The organism is Methanomassiliicoccales archaeon (genome assembly GCA_036504055.1).
GTDB lineage: Archaea > Thermoplasmatota > Thermoplasmata > Methanomassiliicoccales > UBA472 > DASXVU01.
In genome coordinates this window covers 1-16,530 of the sequence record DASXVU010000025.1, presented here as the reverse complement: position 1 = coordinate 16,530, position 16,530 = coordinate 1, and the positions used below count along the sequence as shown (strand labels likewise).

18 protein-coding genes are annotated in these 16,530 nt (G+C 56.7%); 7 read left to right on the top strand and 11 right to left on the bottom strand.

Going from position 1 to position 16,530, the window contains the following annotated elements:
• Positions 1–108: 108 nt before the first annotated feature.
• From VGK23_05665 to VGK23_05635, 7 genes are all read right to left on the bottom strand, one after another.
• On the bottom strand, positions 109–552 hold the full coding sequence (locus VGK23_05665; protein ID HEY3420022.1) for a hypothetical protein: 444 nt from the start codon (positions 550–552) through the stop codon (positions 109–111).
• Positions 549–788 carry a hypothetical protein gene (locus tag VGK23_05660; protein HEY3420021.1) on the bottom strand — a complete coding sequence of 80 codons (240 nt, stop codon included), beginning with the start codon at positions 786–788 and terminating at the stop codon, positions 549–551. The genes VGK23_05665 and VGK23_05660 overlap by 4 nt, the downstream gene beginning before the upstream one ends.
• 109 nt (positions 789–897) lie before the next feature.
• On the bottom strand, positions 898–1,620 hold the full coding sequence (locus tag VGK23_05655) for a recombinase family protein (protein HEY3420020.1): 723 nt from the start codon (positions 1,618–1,620) through the stop codon (positions 898–900).
• 76 nt (positions 1,621–1,696) lie between these two features.
• Positions 1,697–2,317: a methyltransferase domain-containing protein gene (locus tag VGK23_05650; protein ID HEY3420019.1), complete on the bottom strand. Its 621-nt coding sequence runs from the start codon at positions 2,315–2,317 to the stop codon at positions 1,697–1,699.
• Complete coding sequence (locus VGK23_05645) at positions 2,317–3,594, bottom strand: hypothetical protein (GenBank protein ID HEY3420018.1); 1,278 nt, start codon at positions 3,592–3,594, stop codon at positions 2,317–2,319. The genes VGK23_05650 and VGK23_05645 overlap by 1 nt, the downstream gene beginning before the upstream one ends.
• A gap of 156 nt (positions 3,595–3,750) precedes the next feature.
• Entirely contained in the window at positions 3,751–3,918 is a 168-nt protein-coding gene (locus VGK23_05640) for a hypothetical protein (protein HEY3420017.1), read from the bottom strand.
• On the bottom strand, positions 3,915–4,064 hold the full coding sequence (locus tag VGK23_05635; GenBank protein HEY3420016.1) for a hypothetical protein: 150 nt from the start codon (positions 4,062–4,064) through the stop codon (positions 3,915–3,917). The genes VGK23_05640 and VGK23_05635 overlap by 4 nt, the downstream gene beginning before the upstream one ends.
• 194 nt (positions 4,065–4,258) lie before the next feature.
• Here VGK23_05635 and VGK23_05630 point away from each other — a divergent pair, with 194 nt between their 5' ends.
• The 3 genes from VGK23_05630 to serS are packed head-to-tail and all read left to right on the top strand — an operon-like array spanning position 4,259 to position 6,149.
• Entirely contained in the window at positions 4,259–4,603 is a 345-nt protein-coding gene (locus VGK23_05630; GenBank protein ID HEY3420015.1) for a ribonuclease P protein component 4, read from the top strand.
• Positions 4,585–4,875 (top strand): YhbY family RNA-binding protein, encoded by a 291-nt coding sequence (locus VGK23_05625; GenBank protein ID HEY3420014.1) that lies wholly within the window; start codon positions 4,585–4,587, stop codon positions 4,873–4,875. The genes VGK23_05630 and VGK23_05625 overlap by 19 nt, the downstream gene beginning before the upstream one ends.
• A gap of 11 nt (positions 4,876–4,886) precedes the next feature.
• Positions 4,887–6,149, top strand: coding sequence for a serine--tRNA ligase (gene serS, locus VGK23_05620; protein ID HEY3420013.1), 1,263 nt, complete (start codon positions 4,887–4,889; stop codon positions 6,147–6,149).
• A 153-nt stretch (positions 6,150–6,302) separates the two neighbouring features.
• On the opposite strand, the gene VGK23_05615 is transcribed toward serS, so the two are convergent.
• The gene (locus tag VGK23_05615; protein ID HEY3420012.1) at positions 6,303–6,653 is read right to left on the bottom strand and encodes a hypothetical protein; all 351 of its coding nucleotides are present in this window, start codon (positions 6,651–6,653) and stop codon (positions 6,303–6,305) included.
• A 133-nt stretch (positions 6,654–6,786) separates the two neighbouring features.
• On the opposite strand from VGK23_05615, the gene VGK23_05610 reads away from it, so the two are divergent.
• Positions 6,787–7,344, top strand: a complete 558-nt coding sequence (locus VGK23_05610) for a class I SAM-dependent methyltransferase (GenBank protein ID HEY3420011.1) — start codon at positions 6,787–6,789, stop codon at positions 7,342–7,344.
• On the opposite strand, the gene VGK23_05605 is transcribed toward VGK23_05610, so the two are convergent.
• From VGK23_05605 to VGK23_05595, 3 genes are all read right to left on the bottom strand, one after another.
• Positions 7,345–8,670 carry a mechanosensitive ion channel domain-containing protein gene (locus VGK23_05605; protein HEY3420010.1) on the bottom strand — a complete coding sequence of 442 codons (1,326 nt, stop codon included), beginning with the start codon at positions 8,668–8,670 and terminating at the stop codon, positions 7,345–7,347.
• Positions 8,671–8,732: 62 nt separating this feature from the next.
• Positions 8,733–12,962, bottom strand: a complete 4,230-nt coding sequence (locus tag VGK23_05600; GenBank protein HEY3420009.1) for a lamin tail domain-containing protein — start codon at positions 12,960–12,962, stop codon at positions 8,733–8,735.
• A 50-nt stretch (positions 12,963–13,012) separates the two neighbouring features.
• Positions 13,013–13,768 (bottom strand): helix-turn-helix domain-containing protein, encoded by a 756-nt coding sequence (locus tag VGK23_05595; protein ID HEY3420008.1) that lies wholly within the window; start codon positions 13,766–13,768, stop codon positions 13,013–13,015.
• Positions 13,769–13,850: 82 nt separating this feature from the next.
• On the opposite strand from VGK23_05595, the gene VGK23_05590 reads away from it, so the two are divergent.
• The 3 genes from VGK23_05590 to VGK23_05580 all read left to right on the top strand — a co-directional run.
• Entirely contained in the window at positions 13,851–15,398 is a 1,548-nt protein-coding gene (locus VGK23_05590; GenBank protein ID HEY3420007.1) for a radical SAM protein, read from the top strand.
• A gap of 27 nt (positions 15,399–15,425) precedes the next feature.
• The gene (locus VGK23_05585; GenBank protein ID HEY3420006.1) at positions 15,426–15,599 is read left to right on the top strand and encodes a 4Fe-4S binding protein; all 174 of its coding nucleotides are present in this window, start codon (positions 15,426–15,428) and stop codon (positions 15,597–15,599) included.
• The coding region (locus tag VGK23_05580; GenBank protein HEY3420005.1) for an NAD(P)/FAD-dependent oxidoreductase at positions 15,596–16,530 on the top strand (935 nt) is incomplete at its 3' end. The genes VGK23_05585 and VGK23_05580, both read left to right, overlap by 4 nt.

The window sequence follows — 16,530 nt, the reverse complement described above, 5'->3', positions numbered from 1 at the left end:
CGATGGCCTTAAGCCTACGATGCTCCCTAATCACCTCAGCTCTAGACTGGCGAAGTATCAGATGGCGTTGCTTGTCCTTTTTCAGTTTGTAGATCAGGACGTAGGGGCTCATTGAGCACCCCCGTGGATCACTTGGATCGGAATCTCGGTGTACCCCTGATCGGTGTACACGACGTTGACCGTGTCGCCTGGCAGAAGCGCACCCATCCGGCTGACGGACGAATCCATATAACCAACCATGAATCCGAGCGCACCATCATCCCCGTTCAAGGCCACGGTATCACCGGGCAATGTGAGCGTTTTCGACGCACCAGGCGCTATGCTGACCGTCTGCGAACTGCCAGCCTGCTGTTGGCCGGTCGCGATCATCTTTTGATATTGGTCGTGGGAAATATAAGTTACTTTGATCGTTTCGGTCGTTACACCATGAGCGTTATCGATGGTCAGAGTTACCTTTTGTCCGTTGTCAGGGTCCAATAGCCTTTGGTCGTAGATTATGAACCCGCCCGCCATCACGATGGCTACAATTATGATTAGTGCCAATGCTTTCATAGAAATTTCTCCCTGATCTCTGATTGTGTTTCCTTGGATCTCTTCAACGACTGGAAGTACTGAGTCAGCGCATCATCCAGAAGATCACCCTGGGTGATGCCCTTGAGCCTCGCGGTCTTCCGGATCGCGTCGGCGTTCCTCTTCGATAGGAAGAGATGCACCTGTTGCTTCGGCAGATCCGGGGCGTCGTTCAACAACCTGACCACGATCGGCGTTCGCTCCGCGTCCGAGGTCATGGATGGCCTCCTTGTATCATGCGGAGGAGCTTGCCGAGGGAGTAGGCCGCACCGAGCAGGACCGAGACCGCCGCCCATAAGATGACGGCGACCTGACGGTTCGAGAAGGTCATGGTCTGCCTCCCTTCCGGCCCTTCGAGGCGGAAACAATCGTTCGTTTGCTGTCACCCTGGTTCGAAGGTCCGGAGTATATAACCCGAGCCTCGTTTTCCTCGATACCCTTTGTTTTCGGGTCGGGTGTCGGAATGACGACGCCGGATTCGCGCAACCGATTGTTGAGGGTCGCCCGGTTCGTGCCAAGCATTGACGCCACCTTCGCTTTGCTCATTCCCGGCTGTTGGAGCAGGTCGATGGCCTTGTCGACATCGATCTCGACCACCGGCCGGCCGAGGCGCTTACCGTCCGCCCTGGCCTTCTCCAAACCTTCGAGAGTGCGCTGGGTCAGTTGTTCGACCTCGAATTCCGCCACATCCATCAGGACGCCCCGGACGAGCTTCCCGATCGGAGTGGCATAGTCCATACCGTCAGCGGCGCTCACGAGCTTGACGCGATAAAGGGCCAGTTGGTCGTTCAGGGAAATGAAGTGGCGCACCGAGCGCATGATCCGATCGATGCGGAGGACCAGAACCACATCGAACTTACCCTGCTGGGCATCGTCGAGGAGCTTTCCTAGGCCGTCCCTCTTCGGCGTCTTCCCTGTGCAATGGTCGGTGTACTCCCCGGAGATCTCCCAGCCCATCGCCTGAACGTAGCGCCTGAGCGCGAGAAGTTGAACGCCCACATCCTGCCCCTTGTCCTTGGTGGAGACGCGAGCATATAGGGCGGCTCTCACAGGACCACCCCGCAGCTCCAAAATCGGAGATAGCCAGCAGTCGGGAGAATCGCTTGGGAACAAAAAAGAAAAACGTTCATCCGAACATCACCCCCTCTCTGGAGATCTCCGGATCGCACGAGGCGATCTCGAGGTCGCCGATCTCGAAGTCGTGCAGAGTTTCGGTTTTCCGCCACACCGACAGGCACCGGATGTTCGTATACCCCGCGATCGTGTACACCCCGACGACGGCGATCGGCACCAAGCGCTTCTTGTGAACGTTCTCCCAAGGACCGCTCCAAGGAATCAGGCGGTGGAGCATAAGGACCAGGCCGCCCGGTTTGCATACCCTGGCCGCCTCGTTCACTACCTGGGGGATGTTGCAGTAGTCCAGGTCGTAGAGTTCCCGAGCCTCAAGCTTGCTGTACGGCGGATCGAGGCACACGAAGTCGAACGAGTGGTCGGCGAAGGGGAGCTGCTCGCAGTCGGCAACGACGTCCGGCCGCACTTCCGGCTTGATGTCGATCGTGGTCCCCTCTTTGTCCTTGAAGGTCCCGCTGAACATCCAAAGGCGATCACTGCCCCACCAACCCTGATGCTTGATCCGCTTGACGAATCCACCAGGGAATGCACCTGGATATCCGGTGTTCGACGTGCTGAGCGCCCAGACGTCGCGGTACATCGCTAATCTTGACGAATTCCTGATCTTCCTGACCATTATGATCTACCTCGTTTCTTGACCCTCTCCTCAAATGTCGAGAGCGTACGCTGGACCGTTTTGTTCGAGAGCGCTTTCACCTGCTCGATCTCGCTCTTTGACAACTGAGGAGAAGAGGAAAATTCGGCGGCCGAGACGAACCCGGCGATGTCGGTGGGGCGCTTGGTCAATGACCTGGGGGCCGGTTCCTGAGTACGTGCGGCCAGCTCGGAATCTATTATAGCTGGCTGGTCCTTCTTTTCTACGAGTGGGAGCTTCTTGGCCAGGTTGTCGACCAGGGCGTCAACCTTCTGGACCATCACCCGCTGGCTGGCGGCGATGCCTTTTACAGCCTCGAAGAGCTGATCCGTTTCCTGCTTGGCCCGGTATTGCGAGGCCATGAGGACGTTGGCAGGCGGTCCGCCCATCGCCAGGGCCATGAATGCGTTGAGGTTATGGTCCGGATAGTTACCCTTCTCCAGGCATGTCTCGGATCGGAGATAGACCTCGTCGCCGATCCGTTTCTCATAGAGCCGGAACAGTACGTCGTCAAGTTGCTTGACAGTGTAGTTCAATCGAGTGGTGCCAGCTAGTTCGGTGTCGCCCTTGATGTCCGAGTTGAAATGACACTTCTCTATGAACCAAAAGTCGGAGATATCGAGGAACCGGATCCCTGTCTTGGCGGAGAAGATCCCGTCGATGGTGTTCAGGGAGTCCCGGAACTCGCGGGCGGTGAAAGCGTGTTCCGAGTTCGAAATAATGATCTTGATGGTGCCGGTCGAATAGACCTGGATGATGATCGCATAGTCCCGGAGGTCGAACTTTTCTTGGAAACCGCCCTTGATCTCCCGGCAATGCCGGCCGGGTTGCCAAAGCTGATAGATGCTCGCCGGATCAAGCGGGTTGAAGAACCGTTCAAGGAAGTGGGAACTTAACGGGGATGAAGATAGGGAGGGTATCTTTTTGTAACTCGGTATATTAAAGTTGCTGTAACTTTCGATGCCTGGCCCCCTATCCTCGATTTGATAGTCCGTGTCTGAGAAAAGCTGTGCCAATTCGGGATGCTGGCCTAACGCGGTCCGGATGTTCTCCGGTTTGAAGGTGAGGTGAAGATCATGCAACCGGGGCAGGGAGTCATTCTGCTCGTCGTAACGGATCTTCTCAATCAGTTCTCGCTCGATGCTCGCGGCCGGAAGAATGTAGCCCGTTCCATCGGAAACGATGAGATTCTTATTAGCCAGTCGTCTGAGCGTGCCCTTGATGGTGTTGTGATTCGCCCCTAGTCTGAGGGCGATCATCTTGGGTGAATACGGCTCGGTTGCCTTGGAGAGGAGGCCAAGGATGCGGTCTGTTAGGCGGGTGGCGGGTGTACCTCGGGTTACATCTTCGTGTAACTCTTGTAACCCGACTTTGGAACGGCAATCTTCCCCGGAGACCGCAGGCATTTAAAAAGGTCACCCGGTCGAAACGGCGAGAGGTTCGAGACGCTTCACGGCGATCGCGGGATTGCGAGGGACGGCAAAAGGACAACGCAGGCAGTGAGACTCATCGATGAGCCGGGGCGTTGCACTGCACACGATTCCACCCTTCGGATCGTCCTTGAGGGGGCAGTTGCCTCTCACCGGAACGCCTCCGTGCCTATTGCGAAGATGCCTAGCGCGATCTCGAGATACCAAACGAGCAGGAAGGCGTAGATGATCTTAGGGGAGATTCTTGTCTCAACCCGTCCGTATTGCTCACGGAGGTAGGTCCTCTCGTGGCGGTTCACCGTCTCACCATCTTTGCATAGGCGACGCTGAATCTCCTCATCTGAGAGCGCCTTGCTCTTTCCGCCATTTCATCAAGAGAGAGTTCTTGAAGCTCGGTCAGCTTTTTCATGCCCCGAGCCTCTTCGCCAGTAGTCGGGTCTAGGGGAAAGCTATTTGACCGGCATACACTTTCGAGGCGTTCGGAAGTATTAGAGTGGGCAAGAGACGCATAAGCAACAAGGAAGTGAAAGGGATCGCCAAAAGGCGCATGCTGATCCTGATGTCTCTGGCCCGTATCGCGGCCATTAACGGGAACATTCCGAGGGGCAGAAGATATGTTGAGCTTGCTAGGAAGATCGCCATGCGCTCTAACGTGCCGATGCCTAGGACCGAGCTATGGTGCAAGGAATGCTATCTGCCCTTGATCCCTGGCCGCAACTGCCGTGTTCGTCTTCGTGACCAGCGCGTCGTCGTTCACTGCCTCGGGTGCAATCATATAAGGCGAATGCCATACATCAAAGAGAAGAAGGAGACCAAGCGATGCCCAAGCGCACCATAAAGGATGTCAAGCGAATCGGCGCGGACCTCAAGCCAACGATCCATGTCGGCAAGGATGGGGTCACCGACAGCCTGATCGAGGAGGTAAGGCTTCAGGTGAAGACCAGGAAGGTCGTGAAGATCCGGCTGCTACCCGCCTCCGGAGAAGAGAAGGATGTCATCGCTAAGGATATCTCGGAACGTTCTGGAGCCATCCTGGTGGACGTCCGGGGCTCGATCGTTCTGCTGACCCAGCAGGATTTCCTGAACGGGAAAGGCTACATAGACCTCTAGGAAGGATTCAGATGTTGGACGTATCGGTCATCAGGGAGAATCCCGACAAGATAAGGGAGATGCTGAAGAACAGGAACTACCCAGAGGAGCTGCTCACCAAGTTCCTGGAGATTGACAATGAATGGAGAAGGCTGGTCGACGAGTCCAACCAGCTGAAGAGAAAACGGAACGAGGCTTCCCATCAAATTTCCAAGCTGAAGGGCGACGAAAAGTCGAAGCTGGTCTCCGAGATGAAGGATGTGGCGACCAGCATAAACCAGATCGACGCCAGGACCGCCGAGCTGGAAAATGCGCGGAACGATGTTGTCCTCCTCATCCCGAACATCCCTGATGCCACAGTACCGATAGGGGCATGCTATGACAACAACTGCTGCGTGAGGTCATACGGGAAAGAACGTGCCTTCGACTTCACTCCCAAGGACCATATCCAGATAGGCGAAGAACTGGACATCATCGATTTCGACCGCGGCACCAAGATCGCCGGTAGTGGGTTCTATGTGCTCAAGGGAGACGGTGCGAGACTTGAAAGAGCGCTGGTCAATTTCATGCTGGACCTCCACCACGAACAGGGATACAAGGAGATCTTCCCGCCCGTTGTGATAAACCGTAACGCTGTCATCGGTACGGGACAGTATCCGAAGATGGCGGACGATATGTATTGGTGCGAGAGGGACGACCTCTGGCTCAACCCGACCGCCGAGGTCCCGGTCACGAACCTGCTGCAGGATGAGATACTGGAGAAGGACCAGTTGCCGATCTACTACACCGCGTATCTTCCATCGTTCCGGCGTGAGGCCGGCCGCCATGCAGAGATGAAGGGCATCATACGGGTCCATGAGTTCAACAAGGTTGAACTGGTCAAGTTCGTGCATCCAGAGGGATCGTATGCTGAGCTGGAGACCTTGCTGGCCGACGCCGAGGCCGTCCTGGAAGGTCTGGAGCTGCCCTACCGGGTCCTGCTGCTTTGCACCGGGGACATGGGTTTCGCCTCGGCCAAGACCTACGACATAGAATCGCACGCACCCGGTACCCAGAAATGGCTGGAATGCTCGTCATGCAGCTGTTTCACCGATTTCCAGGCCAGAAGGGCCCGGATCAAGTTCCGCCCCGAACCTCACCTGAAGAGCGAGTTCGTGCACACGCTGAACGGTTCTGGCGTCGCGCTCCCGCGTACCATGGTATCGGTCCTGGAGAACAACCAGCAGAAGGATGGGACCATAGTGATCCCTCAAGCTCTACGCAAGTACATGCAGGGACAGGAACTCATCGAGTGACCTGTAAAACCTCTTCCAGTCTTCTCTCGACATTATTCGGCCGGCCCTGACCACATTTTCCTTTCACTGATAGATGATCATTTCAGAGCTATCCATTGTGTTTAATAAAACTGGAGAGACATGAAATAGGAAAAGGTTTGGAAAAAGAAGTGATTACTTCTTGCCCTTTGCCTTCTTTGCTGCTGGCTTTACGACTGCCTTCGGTGCCGGCTTGGCTGCTGGCTTTGCGGCGGGTTTGGCTGCCTTCTTAGGCTTCTCCTCGACGACCTCGACCTCTTCCACATCGCATCCGCATCCTTCCGCCTCGCCCTCATCGACGTAGCCGAGGAAGTCGAACATGTCCTCCTCCAGCGCCTTCAGGACCTCGATCGCATCCTCGGTCTTGCCCTCTTCCAGCATGTCTATAGCCTGGGAGAGAACGTCGAGCATGTCCTCCATCGAGCAGTCTAGAATATCGAATATCTCGGGGAACGAGAGTTCCATGTTCTCTTCTTCCTTTGCCATATGATTCACCTAATTTGGAATAGTGACCCACTATAATTAATATCTCTCCTCAGGAAAGAACGAATATCATTGCCAGTCCCCTCAGAAGAATCCGACTGCCATCTTAATAAACCCATCACGGATGTCAACATCAATGGCTCATCAGTTCAAGGCTGGTAACAAGGAAATGCTCAAGGGCTTGCCTAGGCGAGAGGTCCAGCCGGCGGAGGAGATCGTGGAGCGGGCATCACCGCGCACAGGAGAGGTATGCGCGGACCTGGGCGCAGGGACCGGTTACATCTCCATTCCGTTGTCGCGCGAGGTGAAGGCGGTGGTCGCACTCGATTCGCAAAGGGAGATGCTCGATACCCTCGGCGCCAGTCTCGCACCGGGGCAGGGGGAGAACATATGGCCATTATTGGGAGAACTGCCCGAACTGCCTTTTGCGGATGGCTCACTGGATCGGATCTTTGTCGTCAATGTCCTCCATGAGTTCGAGGACCGGGACAGGTTCGTGAAGGAGATCAGAAGGGCCCTCAAGGAAGGAGGCCGAGTCTCCCTGGTCGATTTCCAGAAGAGACCGACCAGTTTCGGTCCACCGGTGGAAGAGAGGATCGACATTGGAGATGTCGAGGCCATCTTCGCCGGGTTCATATCCCTGGAGAGCTGGAGCTTCGATGAGTTCTATCAATTCGAGCTCGCCCGGGACTGATCACTCGAACAGAGCCTCATGGCCGGAGGCATGGAATGCATCCTGGATGCGGAATATCAGCTCGGACCTCAGCTGCCTGGCCTTGAGGCCGTCCTCTATGTAGACCCGGACCTCGTATTGAATAGTGCCCTTCTCGATCCCGGTGGCTATGACCTCTGCCGCCTGGTCCTTCATTATCCCCTGGACCTTGGCCATTGCGTCCCGGATCAGTTTCTCGACCTCGTTATGAGAGATCGAGAAGTCCACCTCCAGCCGCACTGTTATGGCGTGCGCCACGGACCGGGAGTAGTTGTAGATCTTGTCCTCAATGATCCTGATGTTGGGGAAGTCCACGAAATCCCCCTCCATGGTCTTCACCTCGGTGAACATGAGGTTCTTCTGGAGCACGTCGCACTCCATATCGCCGCCGATGTTGATCCGGTCGCCTATCTCAAACGGGCTCGAATCCATGATGGCCAGTCCTGCGTAGATGTTGCGTATCGTGGAATAGGAAAGCGAAACCCCGACCAGGATGACGGACATGATGAGGATGACCAGGATCAACCCGATCTCCGACAGGTTGAACAGCGAGAATACCGAGAACACGATGGTCAGGAAAGCGATGGTCCAAAGGGAGTATCCTATCACCGTCCGGAAAAGGTCGATGACCTGCGGGTTGAACTTCTTGGTCCGGTACTTGAAATCCTCCAGCACCTCCCCGATGAGTCGCATGACCAGGAAGATGGCCACGATGATGACGATGATGGTCCCGACGACCGTTCCGTTCTTGTTCAGGAACTGCGAGGCGGCCTCATAAGGGTTGAGGGTCGGGATCAGGGTGATGATTATGATCAGGGTAAGGGTGACCGCGATCAGGTAGACGACGTAGCTCATGACCAGGCTGGTCATCTCTTTGTTCGATCGCCCGAAGGCGGTCACTTCCCGTCTTGCCATCCGTTCCTGCTTAGCTATCCGTCTTAGGATGTGAACGATGAGCATCGCCACCAGGACGATGACCGCGATGATGATCACATCCACGATCACATTGAAATATGGCGTCCATACCTGGTCCTTGAACTCCTGCCACACCAGGGAGGCTACGTAACCGGACATGAAGGAGAGAAGGATGACGATGACCGTCTTGACCATATGGTCCAAGAAATAGACCACCTCGGAATCCAGGTACTTGCCCTCCTTGGTAGCCATCCTGTCGAAGGCCTTGGTCACATAGGACCACACATAGAGCGACACCACGAACATCGCCGCGACGAACAGCAGGGGCCACCCATACGTGTTCAGCAAATCGTCGCCAATGGCCAGAGGCACGTTCGACAATCCATGAAGCATGTTCCAGAGTATCCGACAACGGTGATTTCTAGTTTGTTGTGCCAGAAAGAGGGATAAATGGTTTATGCGATGCTGGTCACGGAGGCCTTCAGGACCCAGACGTCGACCATCGCACCGGTGCCCCTGAGCTTGGCGTTCTGCAGAAGGGAGGCGGGAATGCCGGATATGAGGACGCCGAACGTCATCTGGGGCCGGCCCAGGTCAGTGCCAAACACGGCCCCCACGGCAGCCAGGTTGACCTTGATGACCGCTGACATCTTCACCATGACGGATGATTTGCCCAGGATGTCCGGGAGTCCGACCTTGCAGAAGGCGCTGAGGCCGATCCAGGTATTCTCGCACAGCCTCTCCACCGACAGGGCGGACCGCAAAGGCGCCATCGGGTTGAGCAGGTCCTTCACGGCCTCCACTAAGGCGCTCCCGAACCAGTGCAGTGCCTCATGGACGAACCCGTTGCTCACCGACAGGGAAAGACGGAAACCACCGCCGGAAGCACCGGTCTGGTCTAGGATACTGACCTCGACATATACGCCGATCTCTATGATCGAATCGACCACGTAGTCCGTAAGACGTTCCAACAGATTCTCGATGCTGGCCCTGATGGTCATGGCGATGCCGTCGGGGCTTGTTCCGGCCGCGACCATCTGATCGAGACCCTGTATCAACGAGTCCGTGATCATCTTGACTAATGAGGTCGAGCTGCTCGGGTCATACCGCCAGTGAGCATTGGGTGAACCTTTAGTGGCGGACCGGAACTCCCATCGGTCCGAGCCGTCGAATGAGCGCTGCCAAGACCTGGAATCATCCTTGGTGTCCACGGTCCATGGTGTCGAATCGACCCGCCTCCCGGAGCTATCCCGGAGCACCAATGATTCCATGACCGGGAACTTCGCCTCCCCCTGGTTGTCCAACGTTTGTTCATCAAAGGTATATACCAGGCGGGCGTGCGGCATCAGCAGGACATCCCCCAATTTGTCGCAGCGCTGCACTCCATGCATGGTCTCGAACGTCCAACCCGATAGGCTGACCGCTTCGTCGGTCGGGTTGAAGAGCTCCACCCATTCATGCCCTGCATCGGCACCCTTTGGATTCTGCTCGTATTCGTTGATCAGCACATGGTCCATGCTGGGCTCGGCGTACTTGAAGACGAAACCGGCATCGATCGAGCCTTTCAGTCCGGGGATGGGAAGGATTATGTTGGAGAGTAGCTGGCCGAAACCAGGGACGTCCGAGAGAGCGAGCGAGACCTGGTCATAGCGGACGATCTCTGGCATGACCACCTCGATCACGCTGTCCGCCATGATCCCTTTTATCTCGATCATGTGCTCGAAGATGTCCATGAACGGGTCCAGGACGAGGGTCATCCTCCAGTCCTCGGATTGAAGTGTGGCGTTCGAGAGCAGAGTGAACTTGCCATCCGGCAGCATGCACATCCTGGTAGAGACCGAGATGGTGCTTCCCAGGACCCCCGTCCACACGGTCATTTTAAGCAAGCTCTTGGATGAACCCAGGGCCAGGTCCGCCACATTGGTTTCCAGGCGGATCTTCAGACCGAAGATGTCCATATCGCGCGAGACCGTCCCGATCTGATTGGCGATGGCCTCAGCTATCCACTGGAATGGACCTACCAATGCGATCCGGACGAAGTCCTGCACCGCCGAGATCAGCGTCTGCATGACGGAGGAGAGCGCCTTGATGATCTCGGCACAGAACGAGATCAGTTTTTCGATCAGGCCCTGCAGAGCATCAAAGAGCCTGGCGACACCGTCGCAGATCACCTTCACGCCATCCACTATCCACTGCCATACCGATTGTATGAGCCCTGCGATGTCGTCCCACAAGGTGGTGGTCGGCATGTACTCGACCCCGGCCAGCGCCCAGCCGCTCTGGATGGATATCGTGATCTGGGATTCGAACGGGACCTTGTCCCTTGTGCTTGAGCCGTTCAAGATCTCGATCAGCGGATCCGACACGGCCGACCTTAAAGCCACGGAGATCGAGCCCTTAAAGGATACGGTCCACTGGCTGGTGAACGGGGTCCAGGAGCAATTGCCGACGTCGACCGTGTGCAGGTTGGGATACTGGGACGATGAACGGTCGAATTGGTATGGCTGGACTATGTCCACCCTAAGGTTCGAGATGCCCTCACGACCGATGTTGGTGGCGACGGAAAGGCGCTCCTCGATCTGCCTTCCACCATCGCATTGGATCCTGAATCCCTCCTCGGACGGGAGGGCGATGGTGACACGGTCGGACCGGGTGGTCTGGGAATCGGACATGTCCTTTAACAGCCTGACCATGAAACGGTCCAGCATGGCTTCCAACCCGGGGACCACCGTGAACAATCCCTGGGCCAGCATCCTGACGCTCTGGATCAGCTTGGAATGCTCGGGGTTGGGCGCATGGAACGAGGCGTTGAAAAGGTCCCTTACTTTGGAGATCTCCAGGTCAAATCCGGAAGTGAGGCTGCCATAGATCCACGTCGGATCCTGAGTTATGGATCTGGCTACGTTCTGGATGTTCTCTTCATAATAGGCACCGTTCATGTCCGGGGTACGGGAACTGGCATCGTCCACCAGTTTCCCCGCGATGACCGTTACCGAATCATCCAGGCTGGCGGTGCGGTGGAACATACCCTGCCAATTCGCGTCGAAATATTCCAGCAACGATTCGGACATCCCGTCGACGATGCCGTTCAACGTTGTATGATTGAAAGCACGGCCGAACCAGGAACCCCGATCGGAGATGACCTGGTTCAAAGCGCCCGTGAATTGGTCCAGATAGTTCTGGGAGTCCCTGGGGTCCAGCGACATGCTCATGACCGGTATCGCAGATGCGCTGCCGATACCGAGGGCCACGCTCTTTACGAAGTACTGGAGTTCGTTCGCCAGCTGGTGGGTGCCCGCGGTGTATTGGACGTAGAATTGCTTCCATTCCTCGAAATTGAAGAGGTCCTCCATAGGAAAGTCCAGGTTCACACTTCCAGATACCTGCACGCTGATGGTTTGGCCAGTATCGTTGACCAGGGCAAGGGAACGAGCCGGTATGACCAGGCCCATGTCGTTCGAGGAGGCGTGGACGAACCGGAAAAGGTTCTCCCCGTAGCCGGCCTCTGCCATCCTTCGGTCTATCCAAGAGATGACCTTCTCCTCGATCATATCCCTCCCTAGGCACATGTCGACGATGTCGTTCAGGACCATTCCGCCTTTCTCGACCAGGTCCTCAACACCGTTCGCAATGTTGATGATGCCCAGATACTCCAGCCAACGCAGGACTATCATATCCGAAGCGGCGTACAGGCTCTGTGCCAGAACCGATCTGAGATCATAGCTGCCGGCCCCGTAGAGACTGAGGAACATGTCGGCTGGGTCCAGATCCCCTCCTTCCCTAAGGTCCTCGACGAACGATCTCGCTCCGGGCTCGTTCCCGGTGGAGTTCAGGAGCGCCGACATCGCCGGGTCGACGGTCCGGAAATACTTCCTCTCCAGGAGCATCGTGGCGACATTGATCGCGTTCTCCACGTCTGCCTCTGAGATTATGGAAGCGGTCCCTTTCGGAGCATCGCGGCTCGCCATCCCGTAACCGTTTATGACCCTGAGCTGGGCAAGGGCGGTCAGCTCGTAGCGGACAATCTTCTCCAGCTCGGTCAGGCCCTGTCCATAGGCAGAGGAGAAGGCCTCGGCGCGGTTCTGCAGGAAGGGCAGAGGCACTAGGATGCTGCGGTCGACCTCGACCACCTTCGTCAGGACATCCGACCCGAGGGAGACATTGACCGTCAGGTTCCCTGCCAGGGCGAAGTACACCGGTACGGATGAACCGGCCAGTTCAAGCCCTTGATCGTTGCCAGGGACCGGATAGAGGTCCCGGGACGGGAGCCGCAGGAACATCAAGGTAAGGTGACTGGTGTTAACATCGACCGAATATGGCCCAGAAGTGGCAGGATAGCGGAACGCGCTTTCCTTCTGCAAAGAACTCATGAATCGCCCGGTCAGCTCGGTCTCGTTACGTACCCCTGACCTCACCTCGTCCAGAGCTATGGCATAGGCGGTGTTCTCGGCCTCGTTCGCGGCTTTGGCGGAGGCCTGCTCCAGACCTTTCAGGGTCTCCTCCGACATGGACGCAAGGCGGTCTCGTTCCCCCATCTGGGAATAGACCATGACCGATGCGCCGGATATCACGAGCACCAGGACCGCGGCGATCGCGAATGACATCTGCCCGGCCCGCGACGTGCTCAATGAACGGGATCCCCTGCAACGAGACCTTCCGCGGAAAATGGTGACCTTGGCTTTCATCGTCCAAGCCACCGTCAGGTTTCTGTATAAGGCCTAAAGCTACATGCAGGTTACATCCCTTTCTGATGGGCCTCGTCCTTACCGATCGCCATTCGCATGAAACGTTCCAGATGCTCGGCTATAAAAGGGTTGTCGGAGAAACCGCACAGTTCCAGGTCGGGCGAAGCGATCATTGCCATCTCCCCGTCGGTTATGATGTCGGTCGCCAGCAGATCGGCCTTGCGGTGCACCTCGGACGATTCCGGAACCTTTACCCCAGGAAGGGTGATGACAACGATCTTCACACCTCGGTTGATCGCATCCTTGAACCGCTGACCGTGTGCGCCCCTTATCTCTGCGATCAATGGAGAGGATATCATGATGGTACGCTTTGCCGCCTCGATCATATCGCCGATCTTGGCCATCACCCTTTTCTTGTCGATGATGGTGAAGACCAGCTGGGGGGTCCCCTTCTCGCTGAGCAACCCTTTGATCGAGGCGAGCTTGTCGAACATCTCGCTAAGTTCGTTGAGCGTGCGCGCCCTTATCTCCTCGACCGGGACTGGATGGTACGTGGTGGGCCGACCGATGGTGGCGGTCACGTAGTTCTTGCCTTCCAGGGAACGCAGCGCCTTATAGACAGATGTACGCGGCAACATCGATATATCGGAAAGCTCATCGGCAGTGGCATGATTCTTGACCACCAGTGCCACATAGGAACGGGCTTCGTAATCGGAGAGCCCTAATTTCTCTAAAACCGACGCAAGTTTTCTATATTCCGTCTCAAGCTCACGCAGGTCCAGCCTTAGTATGTCCATCAGATTCATGGCATCATTTGTAGCTAATCAAGCTACATAAGTATTAAATCCTTTTTCACGGTACGTTGCCCATTAATTTGGGGAGACCTCTATGATCGTAAAAGAGAGTTCACTGCAAAAGGGATTGCCCAAGAAGACCGATTCCCTGTGCCCGGAATGCAAGAAGATAATACCGGCCACGCTTTTCGAGTCGGACGGGAAGGTTATGATGGAGAAGACCTGCCCTGAACATGGGAAGGTCACGGATGTCTATTGGTCAGACGCGGAGATGTATCTCAAGGCCGAGAAGTTCGCCTACGATGGCACCGGTGTCACCAACCCGGCCATCCCTAATGCGAAGGTCTGTCCTTTCGAATGCGGCCTCTGCCAGCTGCACACCAGCCACACCGCGCTGGCGATCGTCGACCTTACCAACCGATGCAACCTGAAATGTCCCATATGCTTCGCCAACGCCAACCAGGCGGGATACGTCGTCGAACCCGGCTTTGACGTGATCGTGAAGATGATGGAGAACCTCAGGGCCCAACGCCCGGTCAAGACCCCGGCCATCCAATTCTCCGGCGGAGAGCCGACCATCTACCCTAAGTTCATCGAAGTGCTTGCGAAGGCAAAAGAGCTCGGTTTCGCACAGATCCAGGCCGCTTCCAACGGCATCAAGTTCGCCGAGGACCTGGAGTTCTTCAGGAAGGCAGCGGCAGCCGGTCTGAACACCATCTACCTGCAGTTCGACGGCCTCAAGGACGAGGTCTACATGGCGGCCCGCGGCAGAAAACTGCTGGACATCAAATTGAAGGTCATAGAGAACTGCCGCAAGCTGGAGCACCCGCCCTCCATCGTCCTGGTGCCGACCATCGTGAAGGGCATCAACGACGACCAGGTAGGGGAGATATTCAAGTTCGCGCTGAAGAACTCGGACGTCGTCCGCGGGGTGAACTTCCAGCCAGTGGCGTTCACCGGCCGCATAAGCAAAGAGGAGAGGGAGAAAGGGCGATACACCCTGCCGGACCTCGTGAAGGATCTGGAAAAGCAGACCGGGATGATATCGAAGAACGATTGGTACCCGGTCCCCTCGGTGGTCCCCATATCAGCATTGGCATCGGCATTCCTGGGAGAGGAGAAGGTCACCTTCACCACCCATCCGCACTGTGGGCTGGCCACTTATCTGTTCGTCAAGGACAACACCGTGGTCCCGCTAACCAGGTTCGTGGACGTGGAGGGCTTGTTCAAGGAGCTCTACGAGATATCCGTCAAGGCGGAGAAGGCCAAGATCAAGTTCCCGCTCAAGATCAAGACGCTTAACGCGCTGAAACGTCATATGGACGAGAGCAAGATGCCCGAAGGTCTGACCACCGCCAGCTTCCTCAGGCTCCTGCAATCGGTCCTGGGAGACGAATCGAAGGAGTCACTGGCCAAGTTCTCCTGGGGCATGATGTACGTGGGCGGAATGCATTTCCAGGATGGCTACAACTATGACATAGAGCGGGTCAAGCGCTGCTCCATCCACTATGCCACTCCGGACAACCGCATCATACCGTTCTGCGCCTATAACGGAGGACCGTTGTACAGGGAAGAGGTGGAGAAGAAGTTCGCCATCCCGATCGAGGAGTGGAAGAAGACCAAAGGAAACGAATACGTGTGAACGTCAGGAAGACGGAGATCTGATAACATGAAAGTCAACATCGATAAGTGCATGCATTGCGGCGCCTGCGTCGGCACCTGCCCCCAGAACGCCATATATCTCAACGACGTCGTCCTCACGTTCAATGACCAATGCAACCGCTGCGGGTTGTGCGTAAAGACCTGCCCGGTCGGCGCCCTGAAACTGGAGGTCAAGGCATGAAGACCGATTACGACGTCATAGTGGTGGGGGCGGGACCGGCCGGTTCCATGACCGCCCTTCATGCGGCCAAAGGAGGCGCTCGAGTCCTCATGATCGAAAAGCGCCAGGAGATCGGTGCCTCGCTGAGGTGCGCGGAAGGCATATCCAAGAATGGACTGGACGCGGTGGAGATCGAGGTGGACCGGAGATGGGTGGCGGCAGACATAGCCGGAGCCAAGATCGTGTCACCGAACGGTTCGGTCTTCCGCATCGACGAGAGCCAGGCCGGGGACGAGGTCGGAATGGTGCTGGAGAGGCACCTGTTCGACAAGGCCATCGCGGCAAAGGCGGCCCACGCGGGCGTCGAGATCAGGCTCAAGTGCAGCGCCACCGACGTCATCATGGACAAGGGCAAGGCCGTCGGCATCAAGGGAATCGACAACGGCGAGCCGTTCAAGCTGACCGCCGGCTGCATCGTCGCCGCAGACGGTTACGAGTCCCAGGTCGCCAGGTGGGCTGGCGTAGAGACCAAGCTGAAGGCGGGCGACATCACCACTTGCTTCCAATACCGCTTGACCAACCTGAAGACCGAGCCAGACTATTGCGAGTTCATCATCGGTTCGGCCGCACCGGGCGGATACGTGTGGGTCTTCCCCAAGGGTGACGACACTGCTAACGTCGGTATCGGCGTCCTGCTGTCCAAGCTGAAGAAGCCAGGAGAGGTGAAGGCATACCTCGATAGGTTCATCAAGAAGGATCCGAGGCTCAGCTGCGGGCAGCCGCTCGAGGCGATAGCTGGGGCGGTCTCGGTCTCTGCCCCGCTGGACAAGACCGTCGCTGATGGGCTCATGATAGTCGGCGACGCCGCCAGGGTCATCGACCCGATCACCGGAGGGGGCATCGCCAACGGCTGCATGACCGGCTTCATCGGAGGCAAGGTCCTGGCAAAGTG